26 protein-coding genes are annotated in these 19,394 nt (G+C 62.9%); 16 read left to right on the forward strand and 10 right to left on the reverse strand.

Features of this window, described 5'->3' with window-relative positions; genetic code table 11:
- Positions 1-36 precede the first annotated feature (36 nt).
- Positions 37-645: an MlaC/ttg2D family ABC transporter substrate-binding protein gene (locus ACR0MM_RS11275; protein WP_170341935.1), complete on the reverse strand. Its 609-nt coding sequence runs from the start codon at positions 643-645 to the stop codon at positions 37-39.
- Complete coding sequence (locus ACR0MM_RS11280) at positions 635-1,462, reverse strand: MlaA family lipoprotein (protein ID WP_170341043.1); 828 nt, start codon at positions 1,460-1,462, stop codon at positions 635-637. The genes ACR0MM_RS11275 and ACR0MM_RS11280 overlap by 11 nt, the downstream gene beginning before the upstream one ends.
- A gap of 296 nt (positions 1,463-1,758) precedes the next feature.
- On the opposite strand from ACR0MM_RS11280, the gene ACR0MM_RS11285 reads away from it, so the two are divergent.
- The 4 genes from ACR0MM_RS11285 to ACR0MM_RS11300 are packed head-to-tail and all read left to right on the forward strand — an operon-like array spanning position 1,759 to position 4,503.
- The gene (locus tag ACR0MM_RS11285; RefSeq protein WP_480696195.1) at positions 1,759-2,214 is read left to right on the forward strand and encodes a RidA family protein; all 456 of its coding nucleotides are present in this window, start codon (positions 1,759-1,761) and stop codon (positions 2,212-2,214) included.
- Positions 2,211-2,978 (forward strand): glycerophosphodiester phosphodiesterase family protein, encoded by a 768-nt coding sequence (locus tag ACR0MM_RS11290; RefSeq protein WP_480696197.1) that lies wholly within the window; start codon positions 2,211-2,213, stop codon positions 2,976-2,978. The genes ACR0MM_RS11285 and ACR0MM_RS11290 overlap by 4 nt, the downstream gene beginning before the upstream one ends.
- A 47-nt stretch (positions 2,979-3,025) precedes the next feature.
- Positions 3,026-4,213, forward strand: a complete 1,188-nt coding sequence (locus tag ACR0MM_RS11295; RefSeq protein ID WP_170370271.1) for a GNAT family N-acetyltransferase — start codon at positions 3,026-3,028, stop codon at positions 4,211-4,213.
- Positions 4,210-4,503: a 4a-hydroxytetrahydrobiopterin dehydratase gene (locus ACR0MM_RS11300; RefSeq protein ID WP_170341049.1), complete on the forward strand. Its 294-nt coding sequence runs from the start codon at positions 4,210-4,212 to the stop codon at positions 4,501-4,503. Before ACR0MM_RS11295 ends, ACR0MM_RS11300 begins: the two co-directional genes overlap by 4 nt.
- On the opposite strand, the gene ACR0MM_RS11305 is transcribed toward ACR0MM_RS11300, so the two are convergent.
- The 4 genes from ACR0MM_RS11305 to ACR0MM_RS11320 form a co-directional block, all read right to left on the reverse strand.
- The gene (locus tag ACR0MM_RS11305; protein WP_480696199.1) at positions 4,500-4,811 is read right to left on the reverse strand and encodes a hypothetical protein; all 312 of its coding nucleotides are present in this window, start codon (positions 4,809-4,811) and stop codon (positions 4,500-4,502) included. The genes ACR0MM_RS11300 and ACR0MM_RS11305 overlap by 4 nt on opposite strands.
- Before the next feature lie 49 nt (positions 4,812-4,860).
- Positions 4,861-5,208 carry an EF-hand domain-containing protein gene (locus ACR0MM_RS11310; RefSeq protein ID WP_170360535.1) on the reverse strand — a complete coding sequence of 116 codons (348 nt, stop codon included), beginning with the start codon at positions 5,206-5,208 and terminating at the stop codon, positions 4,861-4,863.
- A gap of 11 nt (positions 5,209-5,219) precedes the next feature.
- Complete coding sequence (locus ACR0MM_RS11315; RefSeq protein WP_093964393.1) at positions 5,220-5,465, reverse strand: glycine zipper 2TM domain-containing protein; 246 nt, start codon at positions 5,463-5,465, stop codon at positions 5,220-5,222.
- A 120-nt stretch (positions 5,466-5,585) separates the two neighbouring features.
- Positions 5,586-6,071 (reverse strand): peroxiredoxin, encoded by a 486-nt coding sequence (locus tag ACR0MM_RS11320; protein WP_170360950.1) that lies wholly within the window; start codon positions 6,069-6,071, stop codon positions 5,586-5,588.
- Positions 6,072-6,170: 99 nt separating this feature from the next.
- Between ACR0MM_RS11320 and ACR0MM_RS11325 the strand changes: the two genes are divergently transcribed.
- Genes ACR0MM_RS11325 through ACR0MM_RS11340 form a run of 4 tightly spaced genes read left to right on the forward strand, consistent with a single transcriptional unit; the run spans position 6,171 to position 8,773 of the window.
- Positions 6,171-7,382 (forward strand): NAD(P)/FAD-dependent oxidoreductase, encoded by a 1,212-nt coding sequence (locus ACR0MM_RS11325; RefSeq protein ID WP_260063708.1) that lies wholly within the window; start codon positions 6,171-6,173, stop codon positions 7,380-7,382.
- On the forward strand, positions 7,379-7,942 hold the full coding sequence (gene rsmD / locus ACR0MM_RS11330; RefSeq protein WP_480696201.1) for a 16S rRNA (guanine(966)-N(2))-methyltransferase RsmD: 564 nt from the start codon (positions 7,379-7,381) through the stop codon (positions 7,940-7,942). Before ACR0MM_RS11325 ends, rsmD begins: the two co-directional genes overlap by 4 nt.
- Positions 7,935-8,570 carry an HAD family hydrolase gene (locus tag ACR0MM_RS11335; RefSeq protein WP_480696203.1) on the forward strand — a complete coding sequence of 212 codons (636 nt, stop codon included), beginning with the start codon at positions 7,935-7,937 and terminating at the stop codon, positions 8,568-8,570. Before rsmD ends, ACR0MM_RS11335 begins: the two co-directional genes overlap by 8 nt.
- A 23-nt stretch (positions 8,571-8,593) precedes the next feature.
- A complete protein-coding gene (locus ACR0MM_RS11340; protein ID WP_170444070.1) occupies positions 8,594-8,773 on the forward strand; it encodes a hypothetical protein in 180 nt (59 codons plus the stop codon).
- On the opposite strand, the gene map is transcribed toward ACR0MM_RS11340, so the two are convergent.
- The gene (map, locus tag ACR0MM_RS11345; RefSeq protein WP_170360548.1) at positions 8,761-9,573 is read right to left on the reverse strand and encodes a type I methionyl aminopeptidase; all 813 of its coding nucleotides are present in this window, start codon (positions 9,571-9,573) and stop codon (positions 8,761-8,763) included. The genes ACR0MM_RS11340 and map overlap by 13 nt on opposite strands.
- Positions 9,574-9,824: 251 nt before the next feature.
- Here map and ACR0MM_RS11350 point away from each other — a divergent pair, with 251 nt between their 5' ends.
- A complete protein-coding gene (locus ACR0MM_RS11350; protein WP_170364684.1) occupies positions 9,825-10,220 on the forward strand; it encodes a RidA family protein in 396 nt (131 codons plus the stop codon).
- 29 nt (positions 10,221-10,249) lie between these two features.
- Here the strand turns inward: ACR0MM_RS11350 and sfsA are convergent, their stop codons facing one another.
- Positions 10,250-10,957 (reverse strand): DNA/RNA nuclease SfsA, encoded by a 708-nt coding sequence (gene sfsA, locus ACR0MM_RS11355; RefSeq protein ID WP_480696206.1) that lies wholly within the window; start codon positions 10,955-10,957, stop codon positions 10,250-10,252.
- A 50-nt stretch (positions 10,958-11,007) separates the two neighbouring features.
- Between sfsA and ACR0MM_RS11360 the strand changes: the two genes are divergently transcribed.
- From ACR0MM_RS11360 to ACR0MM_RS11375, 4 genes are read left to right on the forward strand one after another with little or no spacing between them, the layout of a single operon-like run.
- Positions 11,008-11,730 (forward strand): competence/damage-inducible protein A, encoded by a 723-nt coding sequence (locus ACR0MM_RS11360; RefSeq protein ID WP_480696208.1) that lies wholly within the window; start codon positions 11,008-11,010, stop codon positions 11,728-11,730.
- On the forward strand, positions 11,727-12,437 hold the full coding sequence (locus ACR0MM_RS11365) for a GNAT family N-acetyltransferase (RefSeq protein WP_480696210.1): 711 nt from the start codon (positions 11,727-11,729) through the stop codon (positions 12,435-12,437). The genes ACR0MM_RS11360 and ACR0MM_RS11365 overlap by 4 nt, the downstream gene beginning before the upstream one ends.
- Before the next feature lie 12 nt (positions 12,438-12,449).
- Positions 12,450-13,022, forward strand: a complete 573-nt coding sequence (locus ACR0MM_RS11370; protein WP_170360556.1) for a peroxidase-related enzyme — start codon at positions 12,450-12,452, stop codon at positions 13,020-13,022.
- On the forward strand, positions 13,019-13,918 hold the full coding sequence (locus tag ACR0MM_RS11375; RefSeq protein WP_170433801.1) for an OmpA family protein: 900 nt from the start codon (positions 13,019-13,021) through the stop codon (positions 13,916-13,918). The genes ACR0MM_RS11370 and ACR0MM_RS11375 overlap by 4 nt, the downstream gene beginning before the upstream one ends.
- A gap of 55 nt (positions 13,919-13,973) precedes the next feature.
- Here ACR0MM_RS11375 and ACR0MM_RS11380 read toward each other — a convergent pair whose 3' ends face one another.
- Complete coding sequence (locus tag ACR0MM_RS11380) at positions 13,974-14,879, reverse strand: LysR family transcriptional regulator (RefSeq protein ID WP_093964122.1); 906 nt, start codon at positions 14,877-14,879, stop codon at positions 13,974-13,976.
- 229 nt (positions 14,880-15,108) lie between these two features.
- Between ACR0MM_RS11380 and ACR0MM_RS11385 the strand changes: the two genes are divergently transcribed.
- Together ACR0MM_RS11385 and ACR0MM_RS11390 are read left to right on the forward strand one after the other, a co-directional pair.
- Positions 15,109-15,546, forward strand: a complete 438-nt coding sequence (locus tag ACR0MM_RS11385; protein ID WP_480696212.1) for a DUF4399 domain-containing protein — start codon at positions 15,109-15,111, stop codon at positions 15,544-15,546.
- A gap of 125 nt (positions 15,547-15,671) precedes the next feature.
- Complete coding sequence (locus ACR0MM_RS11390) at positions 15,672-16,604, forward strand: glycosyltransferase family 8 protein (RefSeq protein ID WP_480696214.1); 933 nt, start codon at positions 15,672-15,674, stop codon at positions 16,602-16,604.
- 107 nt (positions 16,605-16,711) lie between these two features.
- Here the strand turns inward: ACR0MM_RS11390 and ACR0MM_RS11395 are convergent, their stop codons facing one another.
- Positions 16,712-18,739 (reverse strand): FAD-dependent oxidoreductase, encoded by a 2,028-nt coding sequence (locus ACR0MM_RS11395; protein WP_480696216.1) that lies wholly within the window; start codon positions 18,737-18,739, stop codon positions 16,712-16,714.
- 135 nt (positions 18,740-18,874) lie between these two features.
- Between ACR0MM_RS11395 and ACR0MM_RS11400 the strand changes: the two genes are divergently transcribed.
- Positions 18,875-19,360 carry an RNA pyrophosphohydrolase gene (locus tag ACR0MM_RS11400; protein ID WP_480696218.1) on the forward strand — a complete coding sequence of 162 codons (486 nt, stop codon included), beginning with the start codon at positions 18,875-18,877 and terminating at the stop codon, positions 19,358-19,360.
- Positions 19,361-19,394: the final 34 nt, after the last annotated feature.

Raw genomic sequence — 19,394 nt, forward strand, 5'->3', positions numbered from 1 at the left:
TCCTGCGCGGCGTCATCATCACTCTGACCGGTTGGTTCAGCCGGTCTTTTTCAGGTCATTGATCAGCTGATCCAGGTTGCCTTTGCGCGCATCCAGCATGGCGCCGATCTCGGTCCGCTCTGTCAGCAGCAGGTTCACCCCTTCGATGAACATGTTGTAGAACTTGTCGCGACCCGATTTGTCCGACACCAGGAAGGTCACCTCGAACGGCGCTTCGCCGCGCAGCTTGACGCTGCTGCGCACCTCGTAGCCGGCCTTGATCTTGCGGGCATTCTTGACGGTGACCTCACCCCCGATGAATTCGCGGAAGCGTCGACCGTATTTGCGCGAGATATACCCCTGGAAAGCCTTGGTGAATTCGCGCATCTGGGCATTGCTGGCGCTGCGGGCGTCGGCGCCCAGCGCATAGCGCGCCATGATCGGAACGTCGGCATACTGCACGAAGATCTTTTCGAAATCGCGCAGCATGGCGCTTTCGGATTTGCCCGACTCGATCACGCGCGTGATGTCGGCAACGACGCTATTGACCAGTTGCGTGGCGCTGGCCTCGGTCAACGCCAGGGTCTGCTGCGGAAGGCCAGCCACGGCCAGCCCGGCCAGGGCGGTGGCGGCAAAGGTACGGCGGTTCATGGCGTTATTCAGCATAGGGGTCCTCATATGGGTCCTCGTAAGGGTCAAGGTATGGGTCCCTGACCGGGTCGGTGCCGGTATCGGCGTAGGGATCGGAATACAGACCCAGATAGGCATCCTCATCGTCCCTTGCCAGTTCGAACCGGCGGTTTTGCAAATAGATCAGACGGGCCTGAGCGTAACTGTCTGCGCTTTCGTACAGAATCGAGTCGACCGTGTCCGAGAATCTGCCCCGATCGCCCATCCGCCGTACCACCTCGGCATAGACGCCCAGGTTGTCGGCCGGTCGCGTCGGCGAGAAGTTGATCGGGTTCGAGAACAGGTTGACCACAACGCCGACCGCATCCCGGGTCGTCGAGGGGCCATAGAACGGCAGTTCGACATAAGCCCCTTCGCCGAAGCCCCAGACATGAAGCGTTTCGCCGAAATCGGTATCAACCGGCGGCAGATTCAACTCATCCGCCGGTTTGGACAGACCGAACCCGCCCACGGTCGAGTTGATCACGAACCGCAGCAGGGCGTTGCCCGACTGTTTCAGATTGCCCTGCAGCAGATAGTCGACGGCCTGTCCGGGCAACGAGATGTTTTCAGCGAAGTTGTTGAAGCTGGTGACCATCGGGTCGGGTACGATTTTCACATAGCCTTTCGAGGCCGGGCGGAACAGGAATCGGTCGACGCCCAGATTGAACTTGTGAATGCCGCGATTTGCGTTTTCGTAGGGGTCGAAGACCTCGCCGCGGGCCGCTGCGTCCTGGGGCTGGGACGCGCAGGCCGACAGAACCGCGAACAGCGACACTGCGACGATGTGCTTGAAACGGATCCGGTTGGACACGGTCTTGGTTACTCCCGATCGTCCGGATGTAATCCAGCCGGACACTCAATCAATACGTTTTCTCGTTGGCACAACGGACCAATTCAACGGCACATAGTCGTTTCGCACCCGAAAGGAAACTCCTAGCGTTTAACCCGCGCGCCGGACCCGGGTAAAGTGGCCTGCATTCAACACATCCGCATGAGTGGAGACCTGCCCAAATCGCGGGCAAATGCGAAATTGCCGGTTTCCGGCTTTCCGTAGGCGGTGTTCCCGGTTAGCGTCCGCCAAAGTCACATGAAGTTGAGGACAATCACATGAGCATCGTAGCCAAACTGGAATCCCTGGGCGTGACCCTGCCGGACGCCCCCGCACCGGCAGCCAACTACGTCCCGTTCGTGCGGGTGGGCAACATCGTCTATGTGTCGGGTCAGATCTCGAAGGACGATGCGTTGATCACCGGCAAGCTGGGCGCCGATATGGATGTCGCTGCCGGTGCGGCGGCGGCGCGGGTCTGTGCCATCAACCTGCTGGCCCAGGTCAAGGCGGCCTGTGGTGGTGACATCGACAAGCTGGTGCGGGTGATCAAGCTGACCGGATTCGTGAACTCGACCGCCGATTTCACCGACCAGCCGCAGGTGATCAACGGCGCATCGGACTTCCTGGTCGAGGCGCTGGGCGATGCGGGCCGCCATTCGCGCTCGGCCGTCAGCGCCGCGTCGCTGCCGTTGGGCGTGGCCGTCGAGATCGAAGGGATTTTCGAGATCCAATGACATCGTCTCTGCCTCGTGTGTTCATGGGCGCGCCGATCGCACATCGGGCGTTGCATGACATCCGCCAGAACCGCCCAGAAAACAGCCGGGCGGCCATCCGGGCCGCCATTGCTGCGGGCTACGGGATCGAGATTGACCTGCAGTTGACGTCGGACGGCCATGCCATGGTGTTCCACGACTATGATCTGACGCGCCTGACCGGGCGGCCGGGCGCCATTCAGCAGATCACCCGGGCCGAGGCCGCGGACCTTCCGCTGCTGCACGGGGACGAGGGTATCCCCTCGCTTGAGGAAGTTCTGCAACTGGTGGCGGGCCGCGTGCCGTTGCTGATCGAGTTCAAGGATCAGCACGGTGCGATGGGGCCTGTGGACGGGCGGCTGGAACGGGATGCGGTCGCGCTGCTGAAGTCCTATGACGGTCCGGTCGCGCTGATGTCGTTCAACCCCAACTCCGTGGCCGAGCTGGCCCGGCTGGCGCCGGAGATTCCGCGTGGGCTGACGACCTGTTCCTACAAGCCCGAAGTCGAGCATCTGCCGGCCGAGGTCTGCGACCACCTGCGCGACATCCCCGATTTCAACCGGGTTGGCGCCAGCTTCATCAGCCACGAGGTGCAGGACCTGGCCCGCCCCCGCGTGGCCGAGTTGAAGGCGCAAGGCGTGCCGATCCTGTGCTGGACGGTGCGCTCGGCCGAACAGGAGGCCGAGGCGCGAAAGGTGGCCGACAACGTGACCTTCGAGAACTATCTGGCCGCCATTCCGGGTTGAACCCGGCTGCTGGCGTCACAGATAGTTCAGGGGACGCAGGAGGGCACATGGACCAGTCACAGATCGAGATACGGGTTCTGTCGGCGCTGGATCAGATCCCGGCGGCCGAATGGGACAGTTGCGCCTGCCCCGAGGCCGCCGACGGCACCCGCCCGCTGGACCCGTTCACCACGCACCGGTTCCTGCGCGCGCTGGAAGACAGCGGCTCGGTCGGGCGGGGCACCGGCTGGCAGCCGCAATACCTGACCGCCTATCTGGACGGCCTGCTGATCGGGGCCGCGCCGATGTTTGCCAAGTCGCACAGCCAGGGCGAATACATCTTCGATCACAGCTGGGCCCATGCCTATGAAAACGCGGGCGGGCGGTATTACCCCAAATTGCAGATCGCTGTGCCCTTCACCCCGGCGACCGGGCGGCGGTTCCTGACACGGCCCGGCTATGACGGGATCGCCATGTCGGCGCTGGTGCAGGGGGCGGTGCAACTGGCCGCCGACAACCGCCTGTCGTCGCTTCACGTTACCTTCTGCACCCAGGACGAGGCGCTGGCCGGGCAGCGGATGGGCCTGCTGGCGCGCGACTCGCAGCAGTTTCACTGGCTGAACGACGGCTATGCCGATTTCGACGATTTCCTCGCCGCGCTGTCTTCGCGCAAACGCAAGAACATCCGCAAGGAACGGGCGGAGGCCAATGCCTTTGGCGGCGAGATCCGCACCCTGACCGGTGCCGATCTGCGCCCCGAACACTGGGACGCGTTCTGGGAGTTCTATCAGGACACCGGCGCGCGCAAGTGGGGCTCGCCCTATCTGACGCGGCAATTCTTTGACATCGTTCACGAAACCATGGCCGATGACGTGGCGCTGGTGCTGGCCGAGCGGGGCGGATACCCGGTGGCCGGCGCGCTGAACTTCATCGGGCGCGAGACCTTGTTCGGGCGCTATTGGGGCTGCAACGAACATCACCCCTGCCTACATTTCGAACTGTGCTACTATAGGGCGATCGACTTTGCCATCGCGCATGGTCTGGACCGCGTCGAAGCCGGCGCGCAGGGAGAGCACAAGCTGGCGCGGGGTTATCTGCCCACGCGCACGCACAGCCTGCACTGGATCGCCGATCCCGGTTTTGCCGACGCCGTCGCGCGGTATCTCGAGGCCGAGGCCCGCGCGGTGGGGGAAGAGATCGAAATTCTGACGGACTATGGCCCGTTCAGAAAAGCCAACCCGGAGGAACAGCAATGAGCGAACTTCTGTCGACCGAGACCCGTGGCCCGCTGCTGGATCCGCTGTTCAAGAACGGCTGGACCATGGTCAAGGATCGTGACGCGATCACCAAGACCTTTATCTTCGACGATTTTGTCGATGCCTTCGGCTGGATGACCAAAGTGTCGATCTTTGCGGAAAAATGGAACCACCATCCCGAATGGTCCAACGTCTACCGCACGGTCGAGGTGGTGCTGACCACTCATGACGTGGGCGGCCTGTCGTCTCAGGACGCCAAGCTTGCGCGCAAGATGGACAGCCTGCTTTAGCCGCGGTCGCCCCGCGACCCCATGCCCCCAGCCAGCATCGCTACCTCGCCCAAACGGCGGAACTCGGCCGGGGTCACGGTGCCGTCGCTCACGTCGATGTCGCGCGGGATCCCGGCGGTGCGGTTGCCCATCATCCGTACGCTGCGCGCAGCCGGATTGATGTCCAGACAACGCGTCTGATAGCAGGTAAGGCCAGCCGTATTGATCTGAATGCGCGCTTGCCCGTCCGGCCCGGTCACGACCGGCGCCTGCGGGACGTCGCACGCTGCCAGCAGAACGACCGCGCCAAGCCAACAAAATACTCTCATGCCTGCGCTCCTATTGGTCACAGGGTCAGCCGTGCCGGGGCGCCGGGCCTCAATCCAACTGACCGTTCCGGTCTTTGTCCGCAGACAGGAAATCGTCATTCATCTGCGAGTCATACTCTGACCGAGAGATAGAGTTGTCGCGATTGCGGTCAATCTTCTGGAACATCTTGATATCCATGAACGGCTTGGCCTCGTCCAGACCGAGTGTGCCGTTCTTGTCATCGTCCATTTCCTGATAGGCGTAATCCGAAAAGGCATCAAATTCGTCGCGCGACAGGAAACCGTCGTTGTTGGCGTCGATCGCGTTCAATTCGCGCTCATTCAGTTCGGCCACGCTGTCTGCGGCGGCAGGTGCTGCCATCATCAGGGCCGTCATCAATAGAACCGAGTGTTTCATCCTGGCGCTCCTCAGCATGCGAATCTCTGGCCTTCGACCCCGCCGGCCACGGCGCCGGCTGCGGTCAGAATATCCTTGCCCGACCCACCGCCGAACTGGTTGCCGATGGCGCCGCCGATCAACGCGCCGCCCAGGGTGCCGCCAAGACAGGCGATCTCGTGCTGGCGCGCAGCCTGTTGCTGCGGTGTTGGCGCAGGCCCGCACGCGGTCAACAGCCCCGCGCCGCCCAAAGTAATGACTGCTAGAAATCTTTTCATGAATGAGCTCCCGGTTCCCATGCAGGAACACTGGCACATTCCGGGGGTGCGGGCCAAGTTAATTGGCCTTCATCCAACGTGATCTGTGGCATGGCCCCGGTGCGCACCGGGGCCGTCCTGTCAGATGACTTCGAGCAAGCCTTCGCCAGCCGAAATCTCGCAGGCGCCGGGGCTTTCCTCCAGGTTCAGCGCCACGACCTTGCCGTCTTCGACCAGCATCGCATAGCGCTTGGAGCGCGCGATCAGGCCGGCTGGCGGGGCGTCGAAATCCATGCCGATCGCCTTGGTGAATTCCGAGGCCGGATCGGCCAGCATGGTCAGTCCGGCCGCAGTTGCGCCCGTGGCCTCGCCCCAGGCCTTCATCACGAAGGGGTCGTTGACCGACACGCAGATGATCTCGTCCACGCCTTTGGCCGCAAACTGGTCCTTGGTGCGCATGAAGCTGGGCACATGGGCCGAGTGGCAGGTGGGGGTGAACGCGCCGGGCACGGCAAAGATCACCACCTTGCGGCCCTTGACCTTGCTGGAGACCCGCACCTCTTCCGGTCCGTCAGCGCCCATCTGGATCAGGGTTGCTTCGGGCAGGGTGTCGCCGGTTGAAATCATCTTCATGCTCCTGTCGATTGAAATTGCAAACTCGCTCCTTGCCGCAATATAGGTGGGCGGGTGGCACAAGCCACGGGAAATTGACAGGGGGCGGACCAGATGAGCCATATCGTCGTGATCGGAGCCGGGCAGGCGGGGTCATCACTGGTGGCCGGGCTGCGCAAAGGCGGGTTTGACGGGGCGATCACCCTGATCGGGGCGGAACCCGTGCTGCCCTATCAGCGCCCGCCGCTGTCCAAGGCGTATCTGCTGGGCGAGATGGAGCTTGAACGGCTCTACCTGCGCCCCGAAAGTTTCTATGCCGAGAACGATATCACCCTGCGTCTGGGCCAGCAGGTGGGCGCGATCGACCCGGCGGCCAAGACCGTGACCATAAGCGGTGAGGTGATATCCTACGACCAGCTTGCCCTGACCACCGGCTCGCATCCGCGCCGCCTGCCTGCCGCGATCGGCGGAGACCTGGCGGCCGTGCATGTGGTGCGCACGCTGGCCGATGTGGACACGATGGCCCCCGCCGTCACCCAAGGCGCGCGGGCGCTGATCGTGGGCGGCGGTTATATCGGGCTCGAGGCCGCGGCGGTCTGCGCCAAACGCGGCGTGCAGGTGACGCTGGTCGAGATGGCTGACCGCATCCTGCAGCGTGTCGCGGCCCCCGAGACCAGCGACTATTTCCGCGCACTGCACAGCGCGCATGGCGTGGACATCCGCGAAGGCGTAGGGCTGGACCGGATCACCGGCGAGAATGGCAAGGTCACCGGCGCGGTGCTGGGCGACGGGACCGAACTCGAGGTCGATTTCGTGGTGGTCGGCGTGGGCATCGCTCCGGCCACCGAACTGGCCGAAGCGGCCGGGCTTGCCATCGAAAACGGTATCAAAACCGATGTGCAGGGCCGCACCTCTGCCGCCGATATCTGGGCGGCGGGCGATTGCGCCTCGTTCCCCTACAAGGGCCGGCGAATCCGTCTGGAAAGCGTGCCCAACGCCATCGACCAGGCCGAGGTGGTGGCGCAGAACATGCTGGGCGCGGGCAAGGATTACGTGGCCACGCCCTGGTTCTGGTCGGACCAGTATGACGTGAAGCTGCAGATCGCCGGGCTGAACATGGGTTATGACCACGTCGTAACCCGTCCGGGCGAGGGAGCGACCACCTCGTTCTGGTATTACCAGGGCGATCAGCTGCTGGCCGTGGATGCGATGAACGACCCGCGCGCCTATATGGTCGGCAAGCGCCTGATCGACGCAGGGAAAACCGCGGATCCGGCGGTGGTGGCCGACCCCGCAGCGGATCTGAAACCGCTGCTCAAGGCGTGAGGATCATCGCCGGAGACTTCCGGGGCCGGGCGCTGGCCTCGGTCGGCAAGGGGGATGCAGGCGCGCATCTGCGCCCCACCACCGACCGGGTGCGCGAAAGCCTGTTCAATGTGCTGAACCACCTGATCGATTTCGACGGGCTGCGGGTGCTGGACCTGTTCGCCGGCACCGGCGCGCTGGGGCTCGAGGCGCTGTCACGCCGCGCGGCGCATGTCACCTTCGTCGATGACGGGCGGGTGGCGCAGGGGCTGATCCGCAAGAATATCGACCTGACCCGCAGCGCCGACCGCACCGCCCTGATCCGCCGCGACGCGACGCGGCTGGGCGATAATCCCGAAGCGCCGTTCGACCTGATCTTTCTCGACCCGCCCTATGGCAAGGGAATGGGGCAAAAGGCGCTGGTGGCGGCACTCAAGGGCGGCTGGCTGGCCGATGACACGCTGGTGGTCTGGGAAGAGAACGCCCCGATGGCCCCGCCCGAAGGCTTTACGCTGCACGATGCGCGCAAATACGGCGACACCCATGTCTCTCTGATGTGGCGGGACGGAACGCATGCATGATCTGGTAATCTTTGATTGCGACGGTGTCTTGGTCGACAGTGAAACGATCTCCAACCAAGTGATGGTCGACAACCTGGCCGGGTATGGGCTGAACCTGTCGCTGCAGGACTGCATGTCGATGTTCGTGGGCGGCACCATGTCGGGCGTCCGGGACTCGGTTCGCAAGATGGGCGCTGACCTGCCCGATGACTGGACCGAGCAGATCTATGCGCAGATCTATGATGTGCTGCGCGCGGGTGTTCCCGTGATTCCGGGAATCCCCGAGTTGCTGCGCCATCTGGACGAACAGCGCATTCCATTCTGTGTGGCCTCGAACGGGCGGCGCGAGAAGATGCAGACCACCTTGGGCCAGAACGGGCTGTGGGACAGGTTCCAGGGCGCGATCTTCTCGGCCCATGAGGTCGGCAGCGCCAAGCCCGAGCCGGGGTTGTTCCAGACCGCGGCCCAACATTTCGGTGCAAAGTCGCCGGTCGTCCTCGAGGACAGTGCGAACGGTGTGACCGCCGCGATCCGGGCCCAGATGAGGTGCCTTGCTTATGCGCCGCATGATGACGGCGCGCGCCTGGCCGGGCTTGGGGCCGAAGTCATCCGTGACATGAGGGATGTGCCGCGGCTTTTGGGTCATTGACCGGCCTGTGCTAGACTGCGGTCATGGATCGCGCACTTTCACGCCCGCTCTGGCCCACCCGGTTCGAGGCGCAGGCCACCTCAGGACCCGAGCCACAGCCTCGGCCCGCACCCGTCTTCATTCAGGACGCAGTGACGCCTTGGGGCCCGGACACCCTGCTGCTGAAGCTTCTACGCGATCAGGCCGCCGATCAAGAGGAGTAGGTCGGGTGGAACTTCCCGCCCGGTGACAGGGTAAAGATCTCGACCCCGTCCGCCGTCACACCCACCGAATGCTCGAACTGCGCCGACAGCGACTTGTCGCGGGTCACGGCGGTCCAGTCATCGGCCAGCGTCTTGGTCTCAGGGCGGCCCAGGTTCACCATCGGCTCGATGGTGAAGAACATGCCCTCTTCCAGAACCGCGCCGGTGCCGGGGCGGCCATAGTGCAACACGTTGGGCGGCGCGTGGAACACGCGGCCCAGCCCGTGCCCGCAGAAATCGCGCACCACGCTCATGCGGTGGGCTTCGACGTAAGACTGGATCGCGTGGCCAATGTCACCGAAGGTATTGCCCGGCTTGACCATCTCAATGCCTTTGAACAGGGCGTCGTGGGTCACCTGGATCAGCCGCTCGGCCTTGCGCGGCAGCTTTCCGGCCACATACATGCGCGACGTGTCGCCGAACCAGCCGTCGACGATCACGGTCACGTCGATATTCAGGATGTCGCCATCCTTGAGCTTCTTGTCCCCGGGAATCCCGTGGCAGACCACGTGGTTCACGCTGATGCAGCTGGCGTGCTGATAGCCTTTGTAACCGATGGTGGCCGATTTCGCGCCGGCGTCCTCGACCATCTGGGTGATGATCCGGTCGATCTCGCCAGTGGTCTGGCCGGGAAAGACATGCTCGGCAATATCATCCAGGATGCGCGCCGCCAGAGCCCCTGCCGCGTGCATGCCGGCAAAGTCAGCCTGTTCGTAGATGCGGATACCGTCCTTCGTCAGACGGCCACGATGCTCTTTCATTCGTGCGGGGCTCCAAAAAATTCTGCGCAGCATCCTTTCTACGCTGCTTGTGCAGAAAGTACCAGAGGGCGCAGGGACGCGGGTGCCTGCCCTGATCTGAATTTGGATGCGGGGGGCGAAACGTCAAGGGACGTTGCCGCGTTTTGCGCGGGTGGTCCGGCCCGGCGTCAAAAGGCCTCGACCGATGCCCGGATTTGGGGCCAAATGAATGTACACAGACTCATTTGGTCGGGAAGAGAGGAGCCGGATGAATGTCGCAGAAACGGGAACTGATATCGAATGGAAACCCCATGGAGGCGGTCGTCGGCTTCAGCCGCGCCGTCCGGGTGGGAAATTTCATCGCGGTCGGGGGGACTGCCCCGGTCGATGCGCAAGGCAAGACAGTCGGGGTCGGGGACGTCTATTTGCAGACCAAACAATGCTTTGAGATCATCAAGGATGCGCTGGAGCGTGCCGGATCGGGTTTGCAGGACATCGTCCGAACCCGCGTGATCCTGACCGATATCGACAATTGGAAGCAGGCGATCGAGGCCCGCAAGCTGTACTGTCTGGACGCGCGACCCGTGGACACGATCATGGCGATCAACCGGTTCGTAAATCCCGAATGGTTGGTTGAAATCGAGGTCGACGCCGTCGTCCCCGATTGAATCGCCACGCGGCGGAAATCGACCGGCCTTCAGTCGCTGGAAATCGTCGCCTGCGGCTGAACCCAGACGCCATCCGGTGAAATGCGCGTACCACAGACCAAGTGTTCAACCCCATTGGCCCGGGCAGTCGAAAACGCTGCCGCATAGGCCGGGTCGATATCGGCGGCCAATGCGAAATTGCGGCAATCCGTGCGCTGAACCAGGTAGAGCAGGATGGCCCGGTGCCCTTGCGCGGCCATTTCGGCCAGTTCCCCCAGATGCTTGGTGCCCCGCGCGGTGACGCTGTCGGGAAACTCGGCCAGCCCCGGTTCGCGCGACAGGGTCACGCTTTTGACCTCGACATAGGCGTCGGGCAGCCCGGGTTGCGAAAGCAAAAAGTCGATGCGGCTGTTCTGGCCGTATCTGACCTCGGGCCGCACGGTTTCATAGGCGGCAAATGCGGGGATCTCCCGGGCTTGGAGCGCAGCGCGCAAGGCCCGGTTGGGCACCGAAGTATCGACCCCGGTGAAATGGCCGTTTTCATGATCGACCAGCCGCCAGCCGTATTTGAGCTTTTTCTTCGGGTATTCATTAGGCTCAAGCCAGATCTTTTCGCCCGGTTCGGCCAGACCCATCATCGAACCCGGATTGGCGCAATGGGCCGTCACCTCGCGCCCGTCCTCAAGCCTGCAGTCGGCCAGAAAGCGTTTATAGCGGCGGATCAGGCGGGCGGGCACAAGAGGGGTTTGAAAGCGCATGGTTCCGGGCCTATACCTGCCGCAAAGGTCGATCAAGAGGAGAGCGTGCCATGCCCAACCCAACCGCTGCAATGCTGGTGATCGGGGATGAAATCCTGTCCGGCCGAACCCGCGACGCCAACATGCATTATCTGGCGCAGGAGCTGACCAAACACGGCATCGATCTGAAAGAGGTCCGCATCGTCAGCGACGAGGCACCGGCGATCGAGGCCGCCGTCACGGCGCTGTCGCAGGGCTATGACCATGTGTTCACCAGCGGGGGCATCGGCCCCACCCATGACGACATCACCGCCGATTGCATCGCCCGCGCGTTCGGGGCGCAAATCGATGTGCGAGACGATGCCCGCGCCCTGCTGCAGGCGCACTACGACCAATCGGGGCTGGAGCTGAACGAAGCGCGCCTGCGCATGGCGCGCATCCCTGACGGGGCAACGCTGATCGACAACCCGGTTTCCACCGCGCCAGGGTTCACTATGGGTAATGTCCATGTGATGGCCGGCGTCCCATTGGTCTTCCAGGCGATGGTGGCCAGCGTTCTGCCCACCCTGACCGGAGGAAAACCGTTGTTGTCTCAGACCTTGCGGGTCAACCGGGGAGAAGGTGACATCGCTGCGACCCTGGCCGCCGTGGCCGAGGAATTCGGCGACGTGTCGATCGGGTGTTACCCGTTCCAGATCAACGGCGTCTTCGGGGCCAACGTGGTTGTTCGGGGCACTGACGGGTCGCGTATCGATGCGGTCACGACGCGACTGGCCAAGGAGCTTGGCCTGTGACGGTAGACTGGGCGGCAGTGGTCGATGGCACCTGGCCCGCCGCACGGTATGAGCAATTGGGTCCGTTTCTGCTGCGCGAAGGGCAGGGCGGTGGATCACGCGTATCGGCGGCCAGCCGTGCCGGCCCGGTCACAGCGACCGACATCGAGGCGGCCGAGGCGGTCATGCTTGCGATGGGCCAAAAGCGAATCTTCTGCCTGCGCCCCCACGACGCGGACCTGGACGAAATACTGGCGCAACGCGGATACAAGGTCCTGGACCCGGTCAACATCTATGCCTGCCCGGTCTCACAGCTGACGGACCAGCCGGTCCCGCCGGTCACGGTGTTCTGCCTGTGGGAGCCGTTGGCAATCATGCGCGAAATCTGGGCCCAAGGTGGCATCGGGCCTGCCCGGCTGGCCGTGATGGAACGGGCAACAGGTCCGAAAACCGGACTGTTGCTGCGTCACCGCGATCAACCGGCCGGCACCGCTTATGTCGCCATACATGATGGTATCGCCATGCTGCACGCGCTTGAGATCGTACCCGCCCACCGCCGGCAGGGGCTGGGCCAATGGGCAATGCGCGCCGCGGCCTTTTGGGCGCTGGACAATGGCGCGCATACCCTTAGCGTGATCTGCACCAAGGCCAATACCGGCGCCAACGCACTCTACCACTCTCTCGGGATGGAACACGTCGGAGAGTATCACTATCGCCAGCTGGTCTGAGAGGAGACAGACGTGACCGATCGAGACATGCCCACCGCGCTTGACCTGCCAATGGTGGATCCGCTGCCGCCCGAGACTCAGAAATACTTCGATATCTGCGTCGAGAAGCTGGGCATGGTCCCGAACGTACTGAAGGCAAACGCCTTTGACATCGACAAGCTGAACGCGTTCACGGGCATGTACAATGACCTGATGCTGGCGGACAGCGGGCTCAGCAAGCTGGAACGTGAGATGATCGCGGTCGTGGTTTCGTCGATCAATCGGTGCTTCTATTGCCTGGTGGCCCATGGTGCCGCCGTGCGGCAGCTGTCAGGTGATCCCAAGCTGGGTGAAATGCTGGTGATGAACTACCGTGTGGCGCCGCTGGATGCCCGCCAGCGCGCGATGTTGGACTTCGCCGCAAAGATGACCACCGCCAGTGCCGAGATCGAGGAACCGGACCGCCAGCGCCTGCGTGATGCGGGGTTCACCGACCGCGATATCTGGGACATCGCAAACGTTGCGGGCTTCTTCAACATGTCCAACCGGGTCGCCAGTGCCACGGCGATGGTGCCCAATGACGAGTATCACGCGCAGTTTCGATGACCCGATTTGCTGTCCTTCTTTTCTGTCTGATCGCGGGTCCGGTGGCGGCGCAGGACCTGTCGCTGCCGGCGAGCGCCCGACAAATCAGCCAGCGCGTCAGCCCCTTGGACAGCTACCAATTGCCGACCGGCCCGTTTGCAGACAACGCCGTTCCCGCGCGCACGGTCGAAGGCCGGATCGAGCGCACCACATGGCGGTTGCAGGCCGGATCCAGCACGACGCTGCAAATCCTCGACCCGCTGCGGGATCAGCTCAGGGCGCAGGGTTTCGAGATCACTTTTGAATGTGAGGCCCGCACTTGCGGTGGGTTCGACTTCCGCTTTGGAACCGAGGTGGTGCCGACGCCCGACATGTATGTCGCAATCAATGATTATCGATTTCTGTCAGCCACTCGCGGAGCCGAAGCCCTGACCTTGCTGATCAGCCGAAACCAGCCCGACGGGTATGTGCAGATGATCCGCGTCACTCCGAAGGGTAAGACCCCACCGCCGCTGGTGGTCGAGGAAACGGTGATTGGCGGCGACGGGCTGGTTGCCAGCCTTGTACGGGATGGACACGTGATACTCGGCGATCTCAGCTTTGAGACGGGCGAGGTCGCCTTGGGGGCCGGGCCATTCGAGTCGCTGGGCCTGCTGGCTGGCTACCTGGCCGAGACCCCCGGCGCGCGGCTGGCGCTGGTTGGGCACACCGACGACACCGGCGACCTGCAGGCCAATATCGAGGTCAGCACGCGCCGCGCTCAGGCTGTCCGTGCGCGATTGATCGAGGCACATGGAGTGGCCGAAGACCGCGTGCAGGCGCAGGGCGTCGGCTACCTCGCCCCGATCGTTTCCAACGCCACCCCGGAAGGGCGCGAACAGAACCGCCGGGTCGAGGCTGTTCTGCTGTTGAACTGACCATAAAAAAAGCCCGCGCAATTTGCGCGGGCCGGTCAGTCTTCACAGGGAGGTCTTACCAATCCATCGGACCTTTTTCGGCAAAGGACTCGACAAGGAAATCAATGAACGCCCGCACCTTGGGCTGGGTGAAACGGCCCGGCGGGTACACCGCATAAACGCCCTGAACCTCGTCCGGCAGCGACGGCATTGCGTCGACCACCTGGCCGGATTTCAGCGCGTCCGCGTAGAGATAGCTGGGCAGGTAAGCGATTCCGAGGCCCGAGATAGCCGCGTTCAACAGGGATTGACCGTCGTTCACGCTCAGCCAACCGGCCGTGCGCACCTGCCTCTTTTCGCCCGAGGGCGCGGTCAACTTCCAGACGTTGCCCGAGGACTGGCTGGAGTAATGCAGCAGCTTGTGTTCGTTGAGGTCATCGATCTTTGCCGGGCGCCCGAACTTCTCGATATAGCTGGGGGCCGCAACCATGCGTTTGACCGTTTCGGTCAGCTTGCGCGCGCGCAGGGTGCTGTCTTCCAGTTCGCCGATACGCACGGCCACGTCGAACCCTTCGGAAATCAGTTCGACATAGCGATTGTTCAAGACCATGTTCACGGTGATGTCGGGATAGGCCGCCAGGAAACCCGAAAGAACGGGTGACAGGTGGTTCACCCCGAAATCAGTGGCCACACTGATGCGCAGCAGACCCGAAGGCGCCGATTGCATCGACGTCACCAGCGCGTCGGCTTCGCCTGCATCATTCAGCACGCGGCGTGCGCGGTCGTAATAGGCCAGCCCGATCTCGGTCGGCGACACGCGGCGCGTCGTGCGGTTCAGCAAACGCGCGCCCAAGCGGGCCTCCAAGCTCGACACGTGCTTTGACACGGCTGATTTGGAAATGCCCATCTTTTTGGCCGCGTCGGTGAAACCACCTTGGTCCACCACGTTGGCGAAGGCCTCCATTTCTGTCAGTCGGTCCATTCTCGTTCCCCAGGTCGTCTGTTCGTTGACCGACCATCGCCTCCAATCTGGGCGGAAACTGGGCAGACATGGGATAATATCAGGGTTTTGAATCGGATCGTTTGCGCTTCGGAAACGCGGAAACAGTGGTTTCTCTCCTGCATCCGCCCCCTGTTTGCGTGTTCTTTTCTGGTAATTTCTCGCAACGTGCTAAAGTCAGAATGGCATTTTTGTGACCAGGGAGGAGATCATGAAAGCCATTCTAGCAACTATTTTTTGCCTGTTTGCCCCCTTGGCCTGGGCCGGAGGGGAGACGCCATCGAACCCGGACGCTGAGGTCTATTTCGTCAACCTGTCGGACGGCGACACGGTAACGTCGCCGGTGACGGTGGTCTTTGGCCTCCGCGGTATGGGCGTTGCGCCAGCCGGGACGGAAAAGGAAAACACCGGCCATCACCATTTGCTGATCGATCGCCCCCCATTGGGTCAGGGTGAGGACGGGGCCGATGAACTGGCCTATGGACTGCCGGCTGATGACAACCACCTGCACTTTGGCGGTGGTCAGACCGAAGTCACGTTGGAGCTTGCCCCCGGGACGCACACGTTGCAACTGGTGCTGGGCGATGCGGGTCATGTGCCTCACGCGACGCCGATCGTTTCCGAGGTGATAACGATCAGCGTGGAGTAACCCGAACCGACCAACCGCTGCGCCGGGACCAACCCGCCGACAGCGGCGGGACGGTTTCGGTTTGATTACATGTGCTTGCCTCGCCTATACACGATCCCGATCGGGAGCGGAGCCATGGTATTTGAATGAACGTTGTTTTTGGGGTCGACCGGAACTTTCTGTATCCCGCATTGTTGTCGGCCTATTCCGTGGTCAAGAACGCCAGCCGGCCTGTTGACGTTACCGTTTTCGGTCAGGATTTTACCGCACAAGACATCGCAGCCGTCGACCAGCTGGATCGTGCGGTCGACAACGGCACGGTTTGTTACCGGGAGTTCCAGTCCGAAACGCTCGGCCGGTTTTCAGAGTTCAAGACGAAATACCCGAAAATCACGCTGCTGCCGTTGTTTCTGCCCGAATTCTTTTCGGGCCGGTGTCTGTTCATTGACGCCGACACTCTTGTGCTGGGCGATGTCTGCGAGTTGCAGGAGCTCGACATGAGTGGCCACGGGATCGGGGCCTGTGTCGACATGGGATTGGTCACGTTGGGCGAAGGCCGCTTTCTGCGCCCATCCCTGCAGAGTGTTCTGAGACCGGGGCACGAACACCAAAAGTCGGTCACACGCGTTTTGCGCAGCATCCGGTTGGGCTTTCTGCCCGGCGAGAACTATTTCAACGCGGGCATCCTTCTGATGGATTGCGAAGCGATCCGGAATTCACCCGCGGGCAAGGAGCTGGGCAATTTCGACAAGCTGATCCCGCATATCCACGACCTGCCCGAGCAGGATCGGATGAATCAGATTTTCGCCGGCCAGTGGCTCAGACTCCCTCAGCAATGGAACACGCGGCCGCAGATTTGGTACGACGCGCACAGTCCGAAATTCCGGCATACCTCTGCCGAATTTCGAGACCAACTGAAACAGGCAAGCCGAAACCCGAAGATGTGGCACTATATCGGGGGCAAGAAGCCCTGGCGCGCGAAGCCAGCGTCACAAATTCTTCTGCGCCGCGCCTTTCGAGATTACCAGGAATACCTGGTACTGTTCGAGGACGAGACAGGTCTGACTTTTTCCGTTTAAGGCGGGGAATTGGCTCAACCCTCAAAAAAGCCACCCGGGCATCGTTCGGGTGGCTTTCTTTTGTCTGGGTGTTCTCGCCTTGGGGCAGTGGACGGAACGGGTCTTCCCTAAAGTGCAGCGGCCAGCCGCGTGCCCTGGTTGATCGCCCGCTTGGCATCCAGTTCCGCGGCCACATCCGCGCCGCCGATCACATGCGGGGTGATCCCGCGTTCGATCAGTGCATCGGCCAACGACCGCTCGGGCACCTGTCCGGCACAAAGGACAATCGTTTCAGCTTTGATAACCGTCGGGTCCGCGCGCTCTTCTCCGAATGAGACATGCAGCCCCTCGTCGTCGATGCGCTCGTAGTTCACGCCGCCCACGAAGTTCACGTCCTTCATCTTCAGCGTCGCGCGGTGGATCCAGCCGGTGGTCTTGCCCAGCCCCTTGCCATGCGCCTGCTTCTTGCGTTGAAGCAGCGTGACCTGCCGCTTGGGCGCCTCGGGCTGGGGGCCTTCGGGCGCCAGGCCTGAGCGGTGCTGTTCAGGGTCGGCGACGCCCCATTCCTTCATCCACAAGGGCAGGTCTGTGGTGGGCGAATGGCCCTCCTCCAGCAGGTATTCCGAGACGTCAAAGCCGATGCCGCCCGCGCCGATCACGGCCACCGATTTGCCCACCGGGGCTTTGTCGCGCAGCACGTCGATATAGTTCACGACATTGTCGTGGTCCTCGCCGGGGATCTGCGGGTCGCGCGGGTTGACGCCGGTGGCGATCACCACCTCGTCGAACCCGGTCAGATCGTCGGCGCCAACCGCGCGGCCCAGTTTCACCTTGACGCCAAGGCTGTCGAGCATGGTGCGATACCAGTCCACCAAGCCCCAGAACTCTTCCTTGCCCGGCACCTGCTTGGCCAGGTTCAGCTGGCCGCCGATCTCGTCGGCCTTGTCGAACACGGTCACGTCATGGCCGCGTTCCGCCGCCGTCATCGCCGTGGACAGGCCCGCCGGACCCGCGCCCACGATGGCCACGCGCTTGGGCGCGGCGGCCTTTTCGATCACCAGCTCGGTCTCGTGGCAGGCGCGCGGGTTCACCAGGCAGGAGGTCAACTTGCCGCTGAAGGTGTGATCCAGGCAGGCCTGGTTGCAGGCGATGCAGGGCGCGATCTTGGCCGACTCGCCAGCCATCGCCTTGGCCACGAAATCCGCATCCGCCAGCATCGGCCGCGCCAGCGAGACCATGTCGGCGCAGCCGGTCGACAGCACTTCTTCGGCCACTTCGGGCGTGTTGATCCGGTTCGAGGTGATGACCGGAATCCCCACCTTGCCCATCAGTTTCTTCGTCACCCAGGCAAAGGCCGCGCGTGGGACGCTGGTGGCGATTGTGGGAATCCGAGCCTCGTGCCAGCCGATGCCGGTGTTGATGATCGTCGCCCCGGCCTTCTCAACCGCTTGCGCCAGTTGCACCACCTCTTCATGGGTCGAGCCATTGGGCACAAGGTCGATCATCGACAGGCGGTAGATGATGATGAAATCGGTGCCCACCGCCTCGCGGGTGCGGCGCACGATTTCCAGCGGCAGGCGCATCCGGTTCTCATAGGATCCGCCCCAGCGGTCGGAGCGCTTGTTGGTATGGGTCACCAGGAACTGGTTGATGAAATACCCCTCAGACCCCATGATCTCGACCCCGTCATAGCCCGCCTTCTGGGCCAGCACGGCGGCGTTCACGATGTCGCTGATCTGCTTCTCGATGCCCTCTTCGTCCAACTCGTTGGGGGGGAAGGGCGAGATCGGCGATTTCACCGGGCTGGGCGCCACGCATTTTGGGCCATAGGCATAGCGGCCCGCATGCAGGATCTGCATGGCGATCTTGCCACCCGCCTGATGCACCCGGTCGGTGACGACGGAATGATTGGCCACATCCTTGTCGCTGGCCATCATCGCAGCGCCGGGCAGGACCGAGCCTTCGAGGTTCGGCCCGATGCCACCCGTCACCATCAGCGCCACGCCACCACGTGCGCGCGAGGCATAGAATTCGGCCACCCGGTTCCAGTCTCCGGTTTCCTCCAGCCCGGTATGCATCGAGCCCATCAGGACCCGGTTCTTCAACGTGGTAAAGCCCAGATCCAGCGGGGCCAGCAGGTTCGGGTACGCAGTCATCGTGAAACTCTCCCTCAATTCGGGGCCGACAATCGCGCCGCACCGCGCCGGTGTCACGCGAAACCTGACGTCACCCCCTTTGCCGCCGCTTTGCCAGTTGCTACAGCTTGGCCAACCACATCACGAGGCCCGCCCATGACCCCAGAACAGATCGCCAAACTGCCCTACCGCCCCTGCGTGGGCCTGATGCTGATGAACGATCAGGGCCAAATCTTCGTCGGCCAGCGCAACGACCGGTTCGAGGACGCCTGGCAGATGCCCCAGGGCGGCGTGGACGAGGGTGAATCTCCGCGCGCGGCGGCCCTGCGCGAGTTGCAGGAGGAAATCGGCGTCACCCCCGACCTCGTGGAAATCGTGGCCGAGACCGACGGCTGGCTGCCCTACGACCTGCCGCATGACATCGTGCCCAAGATCTGGAAGGGCCGCTTCCGCGGGCAGGAGCAGAAATGGTTCCTGCTGCGGTTTCTGGGAACCGAGGACCAGATCGACATCGAGACCGACCACCCCGAGTTCACCCGCTGGAAATGGCAGGACCCCGACCGCCTGATCACCGAGATCGTGCCTTTCAAGCGCGCGGTCTACGAGCGGGTGATGGAGGCGTTTCGGGAGTATTTGGGGTGAACAAAACCACGGCCGAGCGGGTTCCACATTTCGG

The sequence above is a fragment of the Ruegeria sp. BC6 genome, assembly GCF_056539185.1.

Bases quoted from the DNA above. Each gene is read 5' to 3' on its own strand.
- ACR0MM_RS11320 (WP_170360950.1), bottom strand. From the start codon at position 6,071: ATGATTTCAACCGGCGACACCCTGCCCGAAGCAACCCTGATCCAGATG.
- ACR0MM_RS11385 (WP_480696212.1), top strand. From the start codon at position 15,109: ATGAAAGCCATTCTAGCAACTATTTTTTGCCTGTTTGCCCCCTTGGCC.
- ACR0MM_RS11360 (WP_480696208.1), top strand. From the start codon at position 11,008: ATGCCCAACCCAACCGCTGCAATGCTGGTGATCGGGGATGAAATCCTG.
- ACR0MM_RS11375 (WP_170433801.1), top strand. From the start codon at position 13,019: ATGACCCGATTTGCTGTCCTTCTTTTCTGTCTGATCGCGGGTCCGGTG.
- ACR0MM_RS11310 (WP_170360535.1), bottom strand. From the start codon at position 5,208: ATGAAACACTCGGTTCTATTGATGACGGCCCTGATGATGGCAGCACCT.
- ACR0MM_RS11380 (WP_093964122.1), bottom strand. From the start codon at position 14,879: ATGGACCGACTGACAGAAATGGAGGCCTTCGCCAACGTGGTGGACCAA.
- sfsA (WP_480696206.1), bottom strand. From the start codon at position 10,957: ATGCGCTTTCAAACCCCTCTTGTGCCCGCCCGCCTGATCCGCCGCTAT.
- ACR0MM_RS11400 (WP_480696218.1), top strand. From the start codon at position 18,875: ATGACCCCAGAACAGATCGCCAAACTGCCCTACCGCCCCTGCGTGGGC.
- ACR0MM_RS11290 (WP_480696197.1), top strand. From the start codon at position 2,211: ATGACATCGTCTCTGCCTCGTGTGTTCATGGGCGCGCCGATCGCACAT.
- ACR0MM_RS11350 (WP_170364684.1), top strand. From the start codon at position 9,825: ATGTCGCAGAAACGGGAACTGATATCGAATGGAAACCCCATGGAGGCG.
- ACR0MM_RS11275 (WP_170341935.1), bottom strand. From the start codon at position 645: ATGCTGAATAACGCCATGAACCGCCGTACCTTTGCCGCCACCGCCCTG.
- map (WP_170360548.1), bottom strand. From the start codon at position 9,573: ATGAAAGAGCATCGTGGCCGTCTGACGAAGGACGGTATCCGCATCTAC.
- ACR0MM_RS11300 (WP_170341049.1), top strand. From the start codon at position 4,210: ATGAGCGAACTTCTGTCGACCGAGACCCGTGGCCCGCTGCTGGATCCG.
- ACR0MM_RS11315 (WP_093964393.1), bottom strand. From the start codon at position 5,465: ATGAAAAGATTTCTAGCAGTCATTACTTTGGGCGGCGCGGGGCTGTTG.
- ACR0MM_RS11390 (WP_480696214.1), top strand. From the start codon at position 15,672: ATGAACGTTGTTTTTGGGGTCGACCGGAACTTTCTGTATCCCGCATTG.
- ACR0MM_RS11305 (WP_480696199.1), bottom strand. From the start codon at position 4,811: ATGAGAGTATTTTGTTGGCTTGGCGCGGTCGTTCTGCTGGCAGCGTGC.
- ACR0MM_RS11395 (WP_480696216.1), bottom strand. From the start codon at position 18,739: ATGACTGCGTACCCGAACCTGCTGGCCCCGCTGGATCTGGGCTTTACC.
- ACR0MM_RS11335 (WP_480696203.1), top strand. From the start codon at position 7,935: ATGCATGATCTGGTAATCTTTGATTGCGACGGTGTCTTGGTCGACAGT.
- ACR0MM_RS11285 (WP_480696195.1), top strand. From the start codon at position 1,759: ATGAGCATCGTAGCCAAACTGGAATCCCTGGGCGTGACCCTGCCGGAC.
- ACR0MM_RS11340 (WP_170444070.1), top strand. From the start codon at position 8,594: ATGGATCGCGCACTTTCACGCCCGCTCTGGCCCACCCGGTTCGAGGCG.
- ACR0MM_RS11325 (WP_260063708.1), top strand. From the start codon at position 6,171: ATGAGCCATATCGTCGTGATCGGAGCCGGGCAGGCGGGGTCATCACTG.
- ACR0MM_RS11295 (WP_170370271.1), top strand. From the start codon at position 3,026: ATGGACCAGTCACAGATCGAGATACGGGTTCTGTCGGCGCTGGATCAG.